General features: G+C 42.1%; 13 protein-coding genes and 1 rRNA gene. All 14 read right to left on the bottom strand.

Features of this window, described 5'->3' with window-relative positions:
* Nucleotide 1 precedes the first annotated feature (1 nt).
* On the bottom strand, nt 2-3,625 hold the full coding sequence (gene cobN, locus ACMKPP_RS04580; RefSeq protein WP_418369348.1) for a cobaltochelatase subunit CobN: 3,624 nt from the start codon (nt 3,623-3,625) through the stop codon (nt 2-4).
* 3 nt (nt 3,626-3,628) lie between these two features.
* Entirely contained in the window at nt 3,629-5,650 is a 2,022-nt protein-coding gene (locus ACMKPP_RS04585) for a VWA domain-containing protein (protein ID WP_278470892.1), read from the bottom strand.
* Between the two features lie 2 nt (nt 5,651-5,652).
* Complete coding sequence (locus tag ACMKPP_RS04590; protein WP_008715104.1) at nt 5,653-6,582, bottom strand: magnesium chelatase ATPase subunit I; 930 nt, start codon at nt 6,580-6,582, stop codon at nt 5,653-5,655.
* Between the two features lie 97 nt (nt 6,583-6,679).
* Complete coding sequence (locus tag ACMKPP_RS04595; protein ID WP_278452080.1) at nt 6,680-7,525, bottom strand: ABC transporter ATP-binding protein; 846 nt, start codon at nt 7,523-7,525, stop codon at nt 6,680-6,682.
* Nucleotides 7,525-8,562, bottom strand: coding sequence for a FecCD family ABC transporter permease (locus ACMKPP_RS04600; RefSeq protein WP_278452079.1), 1,038 nt, complete (start codon nt 8,560-8,562; stop codon nt 7,525-7,527). The genes ACMKPP_RS04595 and ACMKPP_RS04600 overlap by 1 nt, the downstream gene beginning before the upstream one ends.
* A complete protein-coding gene (locus ACMKPP_RS04605; RefSeq protein ID WP_278452078.1) occupies nt 8,555-9,508 on the bottom strand; it encodes an ABC transporter substrate-binding protein in 954 nt (317 codons plus the stop codon). The genes ACMKPP_RS04600 and ACMKPP_RS04605 overlap by 8 nt, the downstream gene beginning before the upstream one ends.
* 43 nt (nt 9,509-9,551) lie before the next feature.
* Complete coding sequence (locus ACMKPP_RS04610; protein WP_278452077.1) at nt 9,552-11,534, bottom strand: TonB-dependent receptor plug domain-containing protein; 1,983 nt, start codon at nt 11,532-11,534, stop codon at nt 9,552-9,554.
* A 143-nt stretch (nt 11,535-11,677) separates the two neighbouring features.
* The gene (locus ACMKPP_RS04615; RefSeq protein WP_316711591.1) at nt 11,678-13,624 is read right to left on the bottom strand and encodes a TonB-dependent receptor; all 1,947 of its coding nucleotides are present in this window, start codon (nt 13,622-13,624) and stop codon (nt 11,678-11,680) included.
* Nucleotides 13,625-13,801: 177 nt separating this feature from the next.
* Complete coding sequence (locus ACMKPP_RS04620) at nt 13,802-14,548, bottom strand: energy transducer TonB (protein WP_281782547.1); 747 nt, start codon at nt 14,546-14,548, stop codon at nt 13,802-13,804.
* A gap of 4 nt (nt 14,549-14,552) precedes the next feature.
* Nucleotides 14,553-14,957 (bottom strand): ExbD/TolR family protein, encoded by a 405-nt coding sequence (locus ACMKPP_RS04625; RefSeq protein ID WP_004694375.1) that lies wholly within the window; start codon nt 14,955-14,957, stop codon nt 14,553-14,555.
* Nucleotides 14,954-15,565, bottom strand: coding sequence for a MotA/TolQ/ExbB proton channel family protein (locus ACMKPP_RS04630; RefSeq protein WP_004694376.1), 612 nt, complete (start codon nt 15,563-15,565; stop codon nt 14,954-14,956). Before ACMKPP_RS04630 ends, ACMKPP_RS04625 begins: the two co-directional genes overlap by 4 nt.
* Nucleotides 15,566-16,195: 630 nt before the next feature.
* Entirely contained in the window at nt 16,196-17,368 is a 1,173-nt protein-coding gene (locus ACMKPP_RS04635; RefSeq protein ID WP_418369349.1) for a M48 family metallopeptidase, read from the bottom strand.
* Nucleotides 17,369-17,522: 154 nt separating this feature from the next.
* On the bottom strand, nt 17,523-17,894 hold the full coding sequence (locus tag ACMKPP_RS04640) for a CGGC domain-containing protein (protein ID WP_288566052.1): 372 nt from the start codon (nt 17,892-17,894) through the stop codon (nt 17,523-17,525).
* Nucleotides 17,895-18,360: 466 nt separating this feature from the next.
* Nucleotides 18,361-18,463, bottom strand: a 5S ribosomal RNA gene (gene rrf / locus ACMKPP_RS04645); the annotation flags it as partial.

The following is an 18,463-nucleotide window of genomic DNA, read 5'->3' on the forward strand; positions in this document are numbered from 1 at the left end:
GCTAACGACCCTCTATAACCCCTTCCATGGAAATAAATAATGACTGCAAATCTTGTAACATCTCTGGGGATGCGTCCCAATAACCACGTTGAGAAGCCTCTAACAAGATTTCTGTAATGCGCTGCAAAGCCCAAGGATTTACATTCCGCATCCATTCTTGCACTGTTTTGTCTAAGGCATACTTGTTAGCATATCCTTCGTAAACCCAGTCTGGTACAACATCGCTAGTGACGTCCCAACCAAAGCTATGAGATACTACATTTGACATGTCCGATGCCCCTTTGTAGCCATGTTTCATCATGGCTTGAATAAACTTAGGATTCTGCGTTTCCCCTTGTACGACGCGGCGAATTTCATCACCTAAGGGCCTCATCACAACGCGGCTGCGGTCTGAACTATCTCCCACATAGGCTCGAGGTGCGCTGCCCTTTGCTGTCTGCACCGCTGCAATGAGACCACCGTGATAGCTATAATAATCATCGGCACTCATAATATGCGTTTCCCGATTATCTTCATTCTTAATGGTTACATCCATCGTGGTTAATCGACGCTGGAACAGCCTCATGTCCTGAGGAATGTCCTTGTGCAGATGAAAGCTACTCCACTTGCTGTAAACTTGAGCAATATCTTGTAAAGACTCCCAGTTTTTGCCTTCAATCAAGGCACCTACACCCGTGCCATAAGCTTGGGGCGGATCGCCAAAGATGCGGAGTCTAGCCTTTTTAGTAGCCAATAGAGGGTCCTCACCTTGCTCAACGAGCCAGTCCACATCATCGTGAATATGCTTTTTCACGTAGTTGTCTTCCAACGACTCATCTAATTCTGCCACCATTTCAACGGCTTTGTCGAGCCAGCCGATAGCAGTAGGCATCATATCTCGAATGAGGCCACTGATGCGGCCCATCACATCGATGCGAGGGCGCTGCAATTCCTCTAAAGGAATCACTTCTAAACCTGACACGCGACCGCCCGATTGCCATTTAGGTCGAACTCCTAACAAGTAAAGGAACTCACCCAAGCACTGACCATGACTTCTAGAATTGCTAGTAGCCCATAGGATGATGCCAATCGTCTCAGGATACCGTTGTTCATTCAAAATATAGTCAGCGATAACTTGATCTGCTAACTCTATGCCTAATTGATAGGCTATCTTCGTCGGTAAAGCTCTTTCATCTAAACCATAGAAGTTACGCCCCGTAGGCAGTACGTCGACTTGACCGCTCGAGGGGGCTCCACCTGGACCGGGCTCTACATATCTGCCCTGTAAGGCATTTGAAATAGAGGTTAGCTCGTTCTTGGTGTCACCTAATTTTGGAATATACTCTCGAACGATCGCATTCGCCAAAGGTTCTAACCGTTCGAGCACTGTATAATCTGGTATATTGATCACATGCCTTACAAAGCTACGCAATTCATTCCAAATTCGATCTATGGTAACACTATATCGTATACCATCTAAATGAATTTCGCCAGCATGTTCCGCCATATAAGACCAATCATAACCTAATTCTTCTGCGATGGTGGCAAGGCCTGACGCGATTTCACCTTGAGGAGTGCTTACAATAGCAGTAATAAACTCTTCTAATGCTTCCCCTTCAGGACCTTGCCCCAAGATGTGCAAACCATTGCGCATCTGCATATGTTTCAAGTCGCTCAGCTTTTCGTGGACCTCTGTAATTATATCGTCCACCGTCATGGTAGAACCTCGTTCTTTATCGATGAGATGGCACTCCATGGCCTTTTCTCGAATCACTTCACCTAGAGTAGAGACACTTTCAGGATGTTCCCGCTCAAAATGACTATGTTCATCGAGTAAGGCCTCTAATTCTTCGAACTCATCATAGAGGCCCGCTGTCGTCATCGGCGGCGACAAGTGACCCACTAAGCAAGCCGAACTACGCCGCTTGGCTTGTATGCCTTCCCCAATAATGGTTGTCCAATACGGGTAAATATTTGGCAAACTGGAAATGCCGATTTCCGGATAACAACTAGCGCTGAGTCCAGCCCCCTTACCGGGCAGCCATTCTAGAGAGCCATGGGTACCAACATGGATAACTGCATCAGCTTCAAAGACATCGCGCACCCAGTGATAAAACGCTAAGTATTGATGTGGTGGAGGCAAGCAAGGATCGTGATAAATGGCCGATACATTCTCCCCAAATCCACGGGGTGGCTGTACCGTAATCCACAGATTGCCATTGGAGAAACCTGGGATAATCACGTCATCATCGTAGACGAATACATCCCCTGGGGCTTCGCCCCAAGATTTAATCATCGCCACCTGCGTATCTTCCGGCAGCGTAGCAAAATATGATTTGTAATCATCGCTACTTAAGCGACCTTCTGCAGAGGCTAGTAGTTCATCGGTGAGCATGGAGCGGTCATTCGTCATATGAGACGTTACCACATCCATCAAGTCTGCACTTGTTTCTGGCATCGTGTCGATGGTATAACCTTCCGCCTTCATATCTCGCAATAACCGTAGCACCGACTCAGGTGTATCAAGACCTGCGGCAGAGCCAATGTTGGAGTTCTTAGGCGGATAGTTATGTAATATAACGGCCACTTTTCGCTCCGATACAGGGATATGGAGCAATGTAGACCATTTAATAGCTCGTTGTACAATAGCAGCGATGCGTTCTTTCACAGGCAAGTACACATAGTGTCCACGCTCATCATAGGTTTGGCATGCCACAACACCGCCTTGAATAACCCCATCTAGCTCAGGCTGAGATATAGATAAATTCACGTCTAAAGGTGTTACACCTTGTGGATTCTCGGCCCAAGATTTCTCATCCATGTATATGGTATAACCCTGAACGATAGGAACATCCTGTAGCTTTAACTCCTCCAAGGTTTGAGCCCCTAAGGACTGAAAGGAAAATTTACAAGTATTTATGAGCACATCAAAGGGGAATTCATCCTTCCCAAAAAGATGGTTCATGGACAGCTTCATATTCGGAATACCTACGCGCGGATTCGAGCCATACTGACCATAAAAGATAATCGGATTGTACTGATGTTTGTAAATCTCTTCAAATAAGGCCTGTTGATACTCAATATCCCCCATGATCCATTCGTCACGGTAAAAGTAGACCGCTATAGATGGCCAATCTCGATGCCCTTCGGCATCCATAAACTCATCATAGGTTTCGTAGATATTGCCTTCTCGACCCATAATGGCTTGCCAAGGAATAGGATCTGGCTCTTCCCATTCAGAGGTAGGTTTTGTACTGAAAGCACCGTTGATTAAGCGTACATAATTCATGACCCCACTGGTTCGGCGGTAGCTTTCAAGAAGAACCCGTTTATCCTCATCCAAATTGCGATATAAAATATCTGTTTTCTTAGGTTCTACTACATCAATCCAGTATTTAGGATGATGTGCATATAACCAGCGTTCCAGACGTTCTAAGAAGGGCGAGTCTAAACCAACCCCCATATTCGTTACCAGAACTACATCGGCAGCGCGTAAGCGACTTTCAAAGTCAGCGTCCCATTGAGGAGGCTTTTTCATATTGCAAAGGTCTACCTCGCCTTGTAAGAGTTCCGGATAGGTCGCAACAGCCTTTTCTATATATTGGATTTGTTTTCCTAAATTAGAAATATACATGAGACGACTCATGATCTACCTCCGCGATACGCTCAAAATACTATCTGATGTAATGGAATCCATGGCATAATAACTGCCATTCATCAATTTACACAATTCCTTAGCTAGGCCGAGCTTGATAAAGCCCGTTTCCGTATCAATAACGATACAATCTACAGGCAAAGTGCCAAGGATACGAGCCCATTGCTTGGACTCCGCTACAGGGTCCTCAGAATCACCCGACGTAGCTCGACCATCGGTGATACATATAATCTGAATTCGTTCCGCCCGATGGGCACGCAACAATCTATCGCACATAGTATAGGCTACTCGTAAACCTTGAGCTAAAGGGGTCTTTCCCCCTGTTGGCAATTTTGCTAACAATCGCTCTGCTCGCTCTACGCTACGAGTGAAAGGTAATAGTACCTCTGCTGAATCCTTGCGAAATGCAATGAGTCCCACCGAATCACGGTGAATATAGGAGTCTCGCAATAGGCTCAAAATTGCACCTTTTGTCGCCTCCATGCGATGTCGTGCCGCCATAGAGCCACTGGCATCCACTACAAAAAGCTGGTACGCACCGATCCGCTTTTCACGAGCTTTTCGGCGGTAATCTTGGGGTTTTACTACAATAGATAGCCCTTTTAAATCATGACGCTCTGCTTGTGGGGCCCTTTGACATAAGCATTCCGATGTAACAGATCGCTCTACCACATTTAATGGGGTATCTGCCTGTAATGGCGTTACCCTTTCAACGGCTCGCAATCGTTGATACGGTGCGGCTGCACGTAATGTATCAATTAAAGCTAAATCCTCTAAAGCACGTTCATCTTGATAGGCTCGAATCATGCGCCCTCTAATGTCCTTTGTTTTAGTCATGAGGCGCCGACCGGAACCCTTACGGTACTGACGGTCTACTGTTTTAGAAGATTGCAGTTTCCACTGAAAAAATTGGTTAGCTATACGGGCAACAGTATCTGGCAAACATGAAGAAGATATTCTATTAGATAGGTCACCTTGAGTATTCATTGAATCAGAATCCTCTGACTCATTCTGTGTAGAATCCGATGTTTCTAGAGCATTGGACCCACTTGATTTACCATCATCAAAATCTATATCATTTGAGTCATGTCCATCAGCATTTGAATTGTCCTGTCCATTAGAGTTTAGCTCGTTAGAATTGGATTCATCACACTTGGAGTCTCCGGAATCAGCGTTATTCAAGTTATCTCCATCGGAATCATCCGTTGTTTCCGTACTCTTCTGCGACTGATTTTGATCACTTGCACTATTTGATTCCTCTCCTTGTGAGGTCTGAGATTCAGGTATATCATTGCGCTTCATACGGTGCGGCAATACATAAAGAGCTGCTTGTTCTGCATGTAAAGGCTTACAGTAAGAACTGCCATCAAGAACTGCTAGAGATTTCATAACTTGTAACAATACATATTCTGCATCATGACCTACGGTTCGAGCTTGCAATGCATAGGATATAGCCAGTGAAAGCATAGCATCAGAAACAAATATAGATTGAACTCGTTTAGGATCTATTAGGCTTAATATATCCTCAGATGAAGGCTCAATTTCATCTCGCATTCGTTGTAACACCTTCACTTTAGATTGTAGTGTAGGTGCGTCCATAGATACATGCACATCTACGAGTTCCCACTCCGCATCATCTAAGGTTCCATCCTCATGGTTTACGGTCATAATGAGTAGTATTTGACGAAGTTTCGCTTCTACCAATAGTGTATGACGGACTTCAGGCGACAGAACGTGAGCATCATCGACAACCCAGCATCGATTACTCGTATCACCTAATAAGCCAGATGCCATAACCATCTTACCCTGTGCAAGGGATGCTTCAAAATCGATGGACTCTTGTAGTTGTGAAGTATCTATATAAACAGGTATCAAACGATATGGAATTTGCCATTTCTCGAGGCACTGACGAAGTACATAGCTTTTACCAACACCGGTACCTCCAGAAATAACAATGGTATGAATCTGGTCGTTTACAAGGCCTATTTTGAGGGCCTCTTGTACAGATGTTTCCATAACTAGCCCTCAAGCACTGCCGATACCACTGTATCAATGCGCTCCTCATCGTAACCTTGTTCTTCAAATGGCAAGCGACGTAAGCGATGTTTTAAAGCTAATCGTGCCGCCACCTTGAGGTCTTCCGCTGTAATTTGGTTGCGACTGTGAAAGGCTGCATGAGCACGAGCCGTATGCATCATCGTAATGTCTGGGCGATGTCCATCAACGCCGACACCTATGCTGATACTCGCTATTTGCAACAACACATCATCAGATGGGATGATGCCTGGCAATACTTCACGAGCTTGTAATAAACGTTCGTGCAGGCTACGTTCTGATTCCTTGTAAGACGCTACAAAGCTTTCAGCATTGTCGCCAAAGGCGAGGCGACGCTTGATTACCTCCATACGTTGTGCCGGGTCCTGTTCTCCATAGACCATAACAGATAGTCCGAAACGGTCTAACAGCTGAGGTCTAAGGTCGCCTTCTTCAGGATTCATCGTTCCTACGAGGATAAAACGAGATGGATGAGAGTGGCTCACCCCTTCCCGTTCTACCGTATTCACCCCCATAGCTGCCACGTCTAACAAAATATCTACAATGTGGTCATCTAATAGATTAACCTCATCTACGTAGAGAATATTTTGATGGGCTGCATGTAAAATACCCGGTTCAAAGGCTTTTACCCCCTCTTGTAATGCCTTTTCCAAATTTATGGATCCTACAACACGATCTTCCGTAGCATTGATAGGTAGCTCAACAACAGACATCGCTGATGCGCCTGTTTCCATAGGAGGTAACAGATTCGCTAACGCACGTACAGCCGTAGACTTAGCAGTGCCTTTTTCGCCTTCAATTAACACACCGCCGATTGATGGGTTTATGGCATTGAGCAACAAGGCCAATTTCATTTCATCTTGACCAACAATAGCAGTAAATGGATATAGCATACACCTAACCTCACTCAGATTCGCAATACAAAATAATCACCATACATAATAAATCAATAACCCCTAGGAAAACGCTAAGTATCGTAATCCATTCTAACTATTTCAGATTTGGATCAATAGACATTTCTGAAGTAACTTCGGTTTGTTTGAAGTCATCAATCTTTGTAGTTCCTTTTGGGAATACAAAGATACGTTGTTGTTTAAAGTACGGATCGTCATAGACCGCAGCCGATAAACGGAACGCATTTCGTAAATTTTCTGCCGTCAATACATCTCGAGGTGCACCTACATCAACGATGTGACCATCACTCACCAAAACGAGTTTGGTGCAATATTTGGCAGCTAACTCTAAGTCATGAACGACGATTAAAATCGTTTTGCCTTCGTCACATAATCGGCGGCCTTCATGGAAAATATCGTCAGCATACACTAAATCGAGCGCAGCCGTCGGCTCATCTAGTAATAAGACCTCTGTTTGTTGAGCTAATGCCTTTGCTAAGAATACCCGTTGTCGCTCACCGCCACTCAGGTTTTGTACGGAGCGATTACGCAGATGATAAACACCGACCTCTTTCATAGCCTGTTCAACGATAACCTTATCTTCTGGTCCCTCTTGTTGCCACCATTTAAGATACGGATAACGAGCGGTCATCACAATATCGATGGCTTCATAATCGAAGGAAACATTTACGGACTGTTGCATATACGCCACATGATGAGCGATTTCCTTGTCGCTCAAAGAAGCGATGCTTTTACCATCCCACAAAACATCGCCACCAGACGTAGGATAGAGACCACGCAAGGTTTTTAATAACGTCGTTTTACCAGAACCATTAGGCCCGATAATGCCGACAAACTCACCCCTATCAATAGAAAAGGACGCATCCTTTAGAATGGTGGTTTCCCCTAATGTGACGGATAGAGATTGAACATCTAGTTTCATTAGGCCCCTCCTTTACTACGCAAGCGATGAAGTAAATAAAGAAAATACGGTGCCCCTAAGAGAGCCGTCATAATACCAACGCGAATCTCAATTGGTTGAGCAATGACGCGGCCTAATGTATCGCAGAATACGAGGAATAAGGCACCTCCAACAGCCGCCATAGGCAATAGTATTCGATGATCCGGCCCAACCAAAAGCCGTACAATATGAGGTACTACAAGACCTACAAAGCCGATGGATCCGCTGACACATACAGCGGTAGCTGTAACTACGGATGCTAGAAATAGGAATACCATGCGATATGCCATAACAGGCAAGCCTAAGGCACGCGCCTCTGTATCACCCAGAACGAGCACATTCAAGTGACGACCGAGCATCATCAATATAACGCTGCCCGTCATGATAGGACCCACGGCGAGCAAAACGTGATCCCAACGGCGGAAATCTAGGCCCCCCACCATCCAGAATAAGAATTCACGCAACCGGTACTCATTGATCATGGTCAAGATGCCCGATGTAAAAGCGCCGAGCAGCATACTAACAGCTACACCCGCCAGCAACAAGGTTGTGGTATCGAGCTTGTTATTACGCCAAGTTAACAAAATAGTAATTCCAACGGATACAAAGGCCCCTACGAAGGCAAAAGCAGGCATGTAAAACATACTAAGGGATGTTACGCCAAGAGCAATGGCGATAACCGCACCGAGAGATGCCCCAGCGGATACGCCCATAATACCTGGATCTGCCAATGGATTGGAGAATACCCCTTGCATAACCGCACCAGCCAATGCCAAGGCGCCTCCCACGAGAAGTCCAATGATAAGGCGTGGCATGCGGATATACCACAGTACAGCCTCTTGTTCAGCCGTAATGGGCTCCGTGAAGCTCACAGGTATGCCCATGCCATTTAAAATACTTTGCACGCCCCCTCCGATAGGGATCATAATGGTCCCTACATGGAGTGCCAATAAACTCACAATACATAGCAATACCCCAATCAGAGTTATGGCCATGATGCGTTGTTTCTGTCTAGTCATGAGAATTCCTTTCTAATTGAGGATACACAGTATGCATAATGGCTAGCATCGCTTCACCAATATGCTGATTCATTGTATACAGGTACGCTGCTGGTAAGGGTTTAACTCGATTTTCCTTAATAGCAGGTAGATTTTGAAAGGCCGGATTCTTTAAATATCTATCCGCCAAATTTTTGTCCATTCCCTTATAGGATGGAATAAAAATATAGTCTGGGTTCATGGCTAGCACACGCTCCTCCCCAAAAGGTATTCGTGGTGGTAAACCAATTCGATCAGGTGCATTATAGATGCTCATATAGTGACACATATCATCAAAAAGGCTTCCTGTGCCCGTGTATCCGTCCATAGATGACACAAAGAGAACCGTCTTGCGCTGCTCAAGTGGAATAGATTCCGCTAGGTGCTTTATTTCATCTATTTCACGGTGAATCTTCCGATTGTAAAAGCTACCCTTTTCATCTTCCCCGATAATATGAGCAATCTCCATCACATTCTGAATCACTCCGTCCACCGTAGAAGGAGTAGGTACCACAACAGTGGCTATACCCATGTGCCGTAAACCATAGATAACATCAGCCGATATATAATCTGGCGCTATAACGAGATCCGGTTTCAAGGCTATAATTTTCTCCAAAGGATACGAGCTCAACACAGGTTTTACCAACTTTGCGCGCTTTGCCTCTAGCGAATATTCCTCATAGGTAGACAATTTATTAATGCCTGCTAAACGCTCTGGTTCTATAAGTCCTAATAAAATTGTGTCGACCGCAGAAGACAGTGATAAAATCCGTTTTGGATGCTCTGGAACAGCAACTTGAACGCCATCATGACTGTCAACATAACGAGTATATGGCGTTACATTTGCCTCCGATTGAGGTCCACAACCCGCTATACATACACAAAGGAGTATCATCAAACATATGAAAAATCCAATTTTCTTGTTCATGATGATACTCCTTGTATAGTTCTAATTAGTGATTACATAAAGACTAGAATTTTTGAGTATAGCTGAGTTGGTAATTAAATGGTTCATCCCAGTATTCCCAGTCGCCGTTGGAAATAACATTATGACGGTTTAACAAGTTACGTGCATCTAGCCGCAAGGATGAGTTTTCATTGAACTGATAGCCTACGTATGCATTCCAAGCTATAAGATTTGGGTTTGTACCGCCATCGCGGTTCTTCATCCGTTTTGTGACAAAGTTGATGCTACTACCTGCAGTCCAGGTTGAGCTATTGTAATGGATACCCCCTGTAAATTGCAATTTAGGGTTAGCTTGTTTCCAATAAGTCTTATCGATTTCTCGTTGTTTTGGATTAGAATACGATGCACCCACAGTCATTTTTAAGTGATCTGTTAATTTACGACCATATTGGGCTTCGATACCGACATTTCTATAGCGACCACCATTTACGCGAATCGTGTTTTTACCATTGCTATCCGGTTTCCAAGAGAAGAAGTTTTTAAAGTCCATATAGAAGAGCGCTACTTTCCAGCTATCTTTGTTAGTAATGTGTTTATAGCCTAATTCGTAATTCCAACCTTCTTCAGGTTTCAAATTACGTCCACTAACAGAGGCATAGCCTTTATTAATTTTCTTGAAAGTATCGCTTAAGTTCGGCATTCTAAAGGCTTTACCAACATTTATGTACATGGATGATTCCTTGTTGATACGATGTTGTAATTGGAACTGTGGAATTAATACGCGCTGATTTTTTACAGGATCTTTAATATCCGAATAACGCAAGCCTAAAATACTAGTCCATTTAGGATTGATTTGATAGGAGTATGTACCATAAATGGCATAACTATTGCGATGTGGATTTCCATAGTATGGACCAGATTTAGTGCGATATGTTTCTCGTTTACCAAGTACACCTGCAATGAAATAATCCTTACCACCGCGGAAGTCCCATTCATGTTGCACATCGAAACCATATTGTCGAGCAATATAGTTGTTATCACTCAACGTATATGTCTTTTTACTATGTATGCGACTTTTACCATACAAATCTCTATCATTGTAGAAGATTGTACCTGTAGTATTGCCATCTTTATAAACTAAAGACGCATTATTTTTAGTATCTTTATAAGCATATGTTGTAGAGTGAAGCTTTTGCTTAATAGGATTCGTTTCCGTACTCAACTGTCCAAAGGAAGAATTACCTTCAAAACGGCTAAAGTTCAAAGTCAACTTATCATTTAATTTACCGCTCATAAATACACCTAAGGAATTCCCTTTGTTACGAGCTGTATAATATTCATAGCCTCTAGCATAAGCACCGATATCGGAGCGGATAGGGGTTTCTGGATCTTGAGCACCAAAGAAGTTACGTTCCACACCAATTAAGAAGCGAGGCGTGCCATAGTTAATTTTATAAGTTTGGCGACCCATATTACCAAAACCTATCGTAGCAGAGCCCCCTTCTTTACTTGGAGTCTTAGTAATTACATTGATAACACCACTCATAGCATCAGCGCCATATAAAGCAGACGCTGCACCTTTTAATACTTCAATGCGTTCAATAGAGCTAGTCGGAATAGAGCTAAGTCCGCCCTTGCCATTGAGGTTCATCGGTACCCCATTCATGAGAATCAAAGAGCCCCGTTCAAGACCACGGATATTCACACGGCTATCCATAGCCCCATATTCAAGACCAGATGCACCATAGGAAAAAGACGTAATGCCGGGTACCATATTAACCGCATCAAATGCATTTTTGGCACCACTATTAGCTAAGTCCTTTTGAGTAATAACATCCATCGCAGCCGGCGTATCTAAATCTAAAAGAGCCATGCGATTTGCTGTTACATTAATAGTATGGATTTCAGATACTCCATTAGTTTCACTTGATGCAGCTGTAGTGGGAGTCTTATCAGCACTTACCTCTGCTGCATATCCATTCACAGACAATCCTATCAATGCTAAACCTACAAGTATAGATATACGATGCTTAATTTGTTGTCTCATACCAAATGCCTCACTTAACACATATATATATTCACACAATTATATAAACTACATATTTGTATTATTACACATTTATTTGGACCGCACAAAACCCATACCCCTACCACTACTGCATTCTCGGGGGATTGTATCGTTAATACATATTAAAATTTTTGTGTATAACTTAATTCATAATTGAATGGTGCATCCCAATATTCATAATCTCCATTGGATACCACATTATGACGATTCAAAAGATTGCGTGCATCGAGGCGTAATGTAGCATCTTTATTAAAGTGATACCCAACGTAAGCATTCCAAAGAGCAATGTTAGGGTTCAAGCCACCATCGCGATTGCGCAAACGTTTGGTTACAAAGTTCAAAGATGTGCCTGCATCCCACGTAGAGCTTTTATAATGAACACCGGTTGTAAACTGTAACTTAGGAGCCGCTTGTTTCCAATAGGTTTCATTCATTTCCTTTTGTTTTGGATTAGAATAAGAACCACTTACACTCATTTTGAGTCGATCTGACAAATGTCTACTATACTCAGCTTCAATCCCAACATTGTGGAATTTACCACCGTTTACGCGAACGGTTGGGCGACCATTTACATCAGGTTGCCATTGGAAGAAGTTCTTGAAGTCCATATAGAACACGTCCACCTTCCAGCTATCCTTCTTATTAAGGCGTTTATAACCTAATTCATAGTTCCAACCCTCTTCAGGCTTAAGATTTTTACCACTTACTGCTGTGTATTGGCGGTTTACACTGCGGAATGTATCACTCAAGCTAGGCATCGTATACGCTTTCCCTATATTTAAGTACATGGAGGAATCTTTATTGATGGTATGCAACAATTGGAACTGAGGCGTTAACACATGTTGGTCCTTAATAGGATCACTAATAGCTGTATAGCGCAAGCCCAAAATGGCAGTCCATTTTGGATTGATTTCACGAGAATAGCTACTGTACACCGCATAGGTATTACGATGAGGCCGTGTGTACACAGGGGCCTGTGTGGCACGATAGGTTTCTTGCTTACCTGTAACCCCGGCAATCAGGTAGTCCTTACCGCCTCTAAAGTCCCATTCATGTTGTACATCTATACCATATTGACGAGCTACATAACTGGTTTCGGTCGGCTTGAACTGTTTAGCACTATGAACACGGCTTTCACCACGCATAGTACGGTCATTATAAAACAATGTTCCCGTCGTATTGTCATCCTTATAAGTCAAAGATGCATTGTTGCGGTCATCCTTGTAATGATATGTCGTAGAATGATGAGCCTGTCTCATAGGATTTGTTTCTGTACTAATCAGACCAAAGGAGGAACGGCTTTCAGCGCGATTATAATTTAAGGTTATCTTATCTGAAAGCTTACCACTCATGAACACGCCTAAGGAATTACCCTTGTTGCGCGTAGTGTAGTAATCATAACCCTTGCGACCCGTATAGTCATACCGCACAGGTGTAGATGGATCTTGAGTTCCCCAGTATTTTCTATCAATTCCAATAAGAAAACGATCAGTACCATAAGAAAGATCAAATCGCTTAGCCCCTCGATTGCCCACGGCTACTGTAGCAGAACCGCCCTCTTTTGACGGCGTCTTTGTAATGATATTTATAACGCCACCCAAAGCTTCTGCACCATATAAGGTGGAGGCTGCCCCCTTCACGACTTCGATGCGCTCAATCGCACTAGTAGGTATAGAGCCAATTCCGCTCTTACCATTTAAGTTCATAGGTACACCGTTTACAAGAACAAGTGCACCGCGGTCGAGGCCACGAATATTCGTACGGCTATCCATGCCACCAAAATCTGCGCCAGACGCACTAAAGGAATTAATGGTTACACCCGGTACATTGGCGACCGCATCAAAGGCAGTCTTAGCGCCGCTATTTTGTATATCCTCTTGGGTAATAACAGAAGTCGATACCGGTGTATCTAAATCTAATAACGCTGTGCGATTAGCTGTTATATTAATAATATTTGCCGCCTCTTGACTTTGATTAGTTGTTACATCTACAGTATAACCATTAGTAGTCACACTAAATAAACCTATCATTGTGGCCGCATATACATATTTATTCATTCCATTTATCATCCTATATCTTCTATTAAAAACTATTTAAAATCTATTAATTTATAGCTTAAATACTACAACACCGGGCAATTTAGTGTAGGGGATACGAGTATCCTCATATCCCCTACATAATATATATTCCATATTAAAGTTGCTTTTTATTCATTTTATTCCAACTAAATCTAGCTATTCAAATCACTACTCAAAGCTATATCTTATATAAAAAACATCTGATTTGGGTTCGCCAGTTGTATTTATAGCACCGCCTGACCTAGCTGCAAGTGCAAGTGCATCATTATCTAGAAGACTAGAGCCACTGCTTTCTTCAATTTTAGCACTTACATAATTACCTTCACCATCAAAATAAACTCTAATAGTAACTACTCCGGTAATACCTCGTCGAACAGCTTGTGGCGGCATTACTTTATTAGCATCTAAGCTAGCTCGGTATTCAGAAACATCAAAGTAACCCGTACCTTCCGTATTACTAGTACCAGGATTTCCCACTTCTGAGCCTAGCCCATCATTAGCTTTACCACCATTGCCAACGTTACCACCACCAGGGCCTGGTACATTGCCACTGCCTGGAATGCCAACAGGATTATCAGTATTACCATTCAAATTGACTGATGCCGTCTCATTACCACCTAAGTAAGGATTCAGATTTTTTAAGCCTTCTGTGGGCTTTCCCGATAAATCAGGCAATACACTACCTGCTTTACCGCCCCCTGCGACTGGTTTGTCGTCAGGTTGAATCTTTAATTTCTCAGGATCTTTCTTCTCTTGAGGAGGTTCTTGCTTCCCCATATCAAGGTTGATAACCAAGTCTTTTTTGGGTGTTTCTGGAGGTTTTATATGACCAAACCAATCACCTACAACACCCCAATATACAAGATTTAATGCCAATGCAGCTACGAAAGGAATTCCATATCGTTTATCTACCATAGAATCACTTCCGTTCTGTAGCTACACTAACAAACCGAGCACCACTAATTTTAAGATTATCTAAAATATTGATAACGTCCTTATACGCAATATCCTCAGAGGCACGCACAATAAATGCCTGTTGAGGTTCTTTTGCAACAATACCTTGAATTTCATTACCTAATTGATCAGGGACAATCTCACGTTCATTCAAATACATCTTATGTGTAGCTGTTAATGAAATTGTGATAGGCTCAATCGTCTTTGCAGAAGAAGAGGAAGCCTTTGGTAAGTTAAGAGGAATTTGTTCCTCTGTATTCATATACAACGTACTCATCATGAAAAATACGAGCAAGAAGAAAACGATATCAATCATAGGTATAATCATGATGGTAGGTTCTTTTTGTATGCCTACTGAACTACGTTTCATCGTTGACTCCTAATATATAAATCCATAATAGAACCTAATTTTTGCTCTAACTTTGCGATATCTGAATTTACTTTATCTGTGCACCAACTATGGATGGCTAATGCTACGATGGCTACTGAAAGCCCTGTTGCAGTGGCAACCAGCGCTTCGGATACGCCGCCTGTAATAACAGTAGGCGCACCAATATCGCCACCAACGGCCGCGAAGGAGCGGATCATACCAACAACAGTACCCAAAAGGCCAAGTAATGGAGCCATTGTTACCATCATACTAAGCCAGTTAAGACCACGTTTTAAACGTTCATCCATGTACCCTACCACATCATGTAAACGGTTCTCTAAACCTTCCGCACTATATACAGACTCCACGATAGGAGACACGAATCTACTCAATGCATCATCACTATTTTTTATAGAATTCTCTAGAGTAGACCAATTATTACTATTACGACCGGCATCAATGCTATCGGACAACTGCTGTAACTCATGATTGATGTTTCTGTACGTACGAATACGTTCAAATAAAATAGTACATGCTGCTAACATGAATAGTACAAGTGGATACATAACGAAACCACCTGCATTAAATAGGTGAATTGTATACTCCATCATAGCCTCCATATAATGTATAAAATTACGTGTTATTTAACAAAAAAATGGTCATCTATATTATTAGATTAACCACCAACATTGACATTATCCTATAAAGTATTTATAAGTACAATAACCCTATACCCCCTACCGTTATGATATTTCTATAAGATTCCATTCTAACCACATATTTCATCCACCTTAAATATACATCTATCCACTATATATAGACAATATTAAGTTCTCGCATAAAAGCTTCATAATTATTATAAAAAATATAATAATTATATCTATTAAAACTATGCTCAATAAGATAATCTCTCATATTTTATAGTTGAAAATCATTATAATTCACGTTCCACCATCAAAAATCTTTTTGTATTTTTATGAGCTTATTATTGCTCCATGAATATAATTTATTCACACATGAATAATACTTATACTCCAGACTATCCATATCTTTACGGTCTATTTATTACTCCTATAGCGCTCAATATATCTTATAAACTTATAAATAGTATACTCAAGTCACAAATTTGCAATCCATATAAAAAGAGGACTAAGCCTTTATGGGCTCAGTCCTCTGATTATTCTCATTATAATAGCATAAATCCTTAAAGCAAATTATATGCCATGTATAACTCTTATTTATTTTTTAGCTTTATCAGCTTTTGCCTTTTTATTTTCTTTTACCTTTTTAGGCTTTTCTTGTTTAACCTTTACTGGTTTTTTCGCATTAACAGCAGCACCAGCAGGCTTTACAAATGCATTGTTAAGATTTGTTGCCACTTGTAATGCTACGTCCGCATTTGGCGTAGAAACAATGGATTGACCAGCTACCGTTACAGTGTCACCACTATACGATGCAGAGCCCGGTGTCACTTGATTGTTATGATACAATCGTGCCAATTTACCAGCCATGTAATAAGCACGCTCTTCGCCTGTGTAACGACCGCTACCTGCTGGAGTATAAATATTATCACCGTTTACGTACACAGCACCATTCGATACATTTACATGATTCCCAGAATATGTGTACATACGAGAAATATTATTGTTCACCCGATCGGACAACTTTGGATGGTTATTAGGTGCTACCACCTGTGAAAGCCCTTCACGATAGTGTTCCCCCACTTTGTTGCGCAGTACTGCCATAGAACCAGCAGCACCACCTACATTATATGGAGATTCACTTAAAATCTTAAAGCCTAACTCATCAGCAGCTTTTTCTTGACTCATCGTAAACACTTGATTGGATAAGTAATTACCTGCCACATTAGATAGAATAGCCGCGCCTTCACTACCACCAGCGGCTATACCGACTGCTGTAGAAAGACCAATTTGTTTCTTAGCGCCATTAATAATATCTTTATGCTCGCCATGAGAAATTTCATGGGCCATTACATAGGCCAATTGATCATCATCCAGTGTATCTAAAGCACCCTTGTTAATAGACATAACACGACCAAGTGTGGCAAACGCATTAAACTCCTCATCAGGATTCGCATAGACAACGTAGGAACGCTTTACACTAGGTGTAGCCTCTAATGTCTTCATAATTCGATTTACACGCTCTTGAGCTGCACTATCGTTTAAATAACCAGTTTTCTCTTTTGTGCGTGCCAAACTCTCCTGTTGCCCCTCTGCAGAATTATCCATTTTATTTAATGCAGTAGATACGTAAGCCATAGCAATAGCACCACCAGCTAAGGATTGTACCGCAGCAGAAGCAGCATTGACAGAAGCCGTTTGCATCACTGTAGGTGCCATTGTCACTGCCATAGCAATAGATAAAGTAGCCGCTGTAAGTTTCTTATTCATTCTCTCAACCTCTCAAAATGATAAATATATCACTCATAATTTACATACTATCTATATAATATAGGTTTAGTGTAAATATAGAATGAATAATGGAACAATTATTCATCTATTATAAGATATTGCAAATTGTTATAGTTAATTCAAGCATTGCTGACTATTGATCTGTCGTTACTGGTTTAGCTGAAAGTACTACTGCTTCTTTACCATCTTTAGACACCGCACTGCCATGTGTATAGCCTACTACATCAAAGCCCGCCTCAGCACACTGCTCTGCGATGCTTTCATAATTTTCATTCTTACCACGCGTACATGTAGAAAGATGTACCGCAGTAACACCTTTTTTCTTGAAAGACTCAATCTTCTTGGCTAGATCCCCACCACTATGTGTGAACCCCACCAACTCAATATCCTCATCAGCATAACGCTCAAAAGAATCCGCTTTATTCATAAATGCTTTCAAACAACCGCCACAAGAACAGCGCTGCATTGTCTCCTCATTAACGAGGACCGCAATTTTCTTAGCCATATGACCTCCTATAAATATGATATAAGCCTAAGTATACCATATCCATGAGAAAAATATGTGCTTCAAAGCACGATAATTAATGCTAATTATATAAGTAACTACTTCAACGTCTACTGCTTTGCTCATTAGTTCCCTTAAAAGAATAAAAATCCATACAAAAAAAGACACACCCTCAGGTGTGCCTTTAGCTTAATCAGCAGCTTCCTATCAATCCTCACTGTGGATTTTCCTTCACTGCTTCGCAGTTCGGTAAATCTTACGTTCGGAAGAAGGTGATGTGTGGGCCCCATACGTCGTTTCACTCCTCTGTGGCCTCACACCCTACCCTTCCCACGCCGTCTTATTGATTTATATAGATAGTTTCTACTTGTACAACCTTGGCTGGAGACGGCTCTTGCAGAGTTAGCTAGTCGAAGACTAGCAAAAAGAAAAGGCCTACCTTTAGGTAGACCTTTTTCTTTTAGTCAATCAGCGGCTTCCTATCCTCCCAGGCCGTCTCCAGCCAAGTACTTTCGGCGTTTATGAGCTTAACTACTGTGTTCGAGATGGGAACAGGTGGATCCTCATAG

Origin of the sequence: Veillonella parvula, from assembly GCF_048309325.1 — a bacterium.
Taxonomy (GTDB): domain Bacteria; phylum Bacillota; class Negativicutes; order Veillonellales; family Veillonellaceae; genus Veillonella; species Veillonella parvula_T.

Excerpts from the sequence above, each read along its gene's own strand:
- cobN (WP_418369348.1), bottom strand. The coding sequence starts at position 3,625 with ATGAGTCGTCTCATGTATATTTCTAATTTAGGAAAACAAATCCAATAT.
- ACMKPP_RS04585 (WP_278470892.1), bottom strand. The coding sequence starts at position 5,650 with ATGGAAACATCTGTACAAGAGGCCCTCAAAATAGGCCTTGTAAACGAC.
- ACMKPP_RS04590 (WP_008715104.1), bottom strand. The coding sequence starts at position 6,582 with ATGCTATATCCATTTACTGCTATTGTTGGTCAAGATGAAATGAAATTG.
- ACMKPP_RS04595 (WP_278452080.1), bottom strand. The coding sequence starts at position 7,525 with ATGAAACTAGATGTTCAATCTCTATCCGTCACATTAGGGGAAACCACC.
- ACMKPP_RS04600 (WP_278452079.1), bottom strand. The coding sequence starts at position 8,562 with ATGACTAGACAGAAACAACGCATCATGGCCATAACTCTGATTGGGGTA.
- ACMKPP_RS04605 (WP_278452078.1), bottom strand. The coding sequence starts at position 9,508 with ATGAACAAGAAAATTGGATTTTTCATATGTTTGATGATACTCCTTTGT.
- ACMKPP_RS04610 (WP_278452077.1), bottom strand. The coding sequence starts at position 11,534 with ATGAGACAACAAATTAAGCATCGTATATCTATACTTGTAGGTTTAGCA.
- ACMKPP_RS04615 (WP_316711591.1), bottom strand. The coding sequence starts at position 13,624 with ATGATAAATGGAATGAATAAATATGTATATGCGGCCACAATGATAGGT.
- ACMKPP_RS04620 (WP_281782547.1), bottom strand. The coding sequence starts at position 14,548 with ATGGTAGATAAACGATATGGAATTCCTTTCGTAGCTGCATTGGCATTA.
- ACMKPP_RS04625 (WP_004694375.1), bottom strand. The coding sequence starts at position 14,957 with ATGAAACGTAGTTCAGTAGGCATACAAAAAGAACCTACCATCATGATT.
- ACMKPP_RS04630 (WP_004694376.1), bottom strand. The coding sequence starts at position 15,565 with ATGGAGTATACAATTCACCTATTTAATGCAGGTGGTTTCGTTATGTAT.
- ACMKPP_RS04635 (WP_418369349.1), bottom strand. The coding sequence starts at position 17,368 with ATGAATAAGAAACTTACAGCGGCTACTTTATCTATTGCTATGGCAGTG.
- ACMKPP_RS04640 (WP_288566052.1), bottom strand. The coding sequence starts at position 17,894 with ATGGCTAAGAAAATTGCGGTCCTCGTTAATGAGGAGACAATGCAGCGC.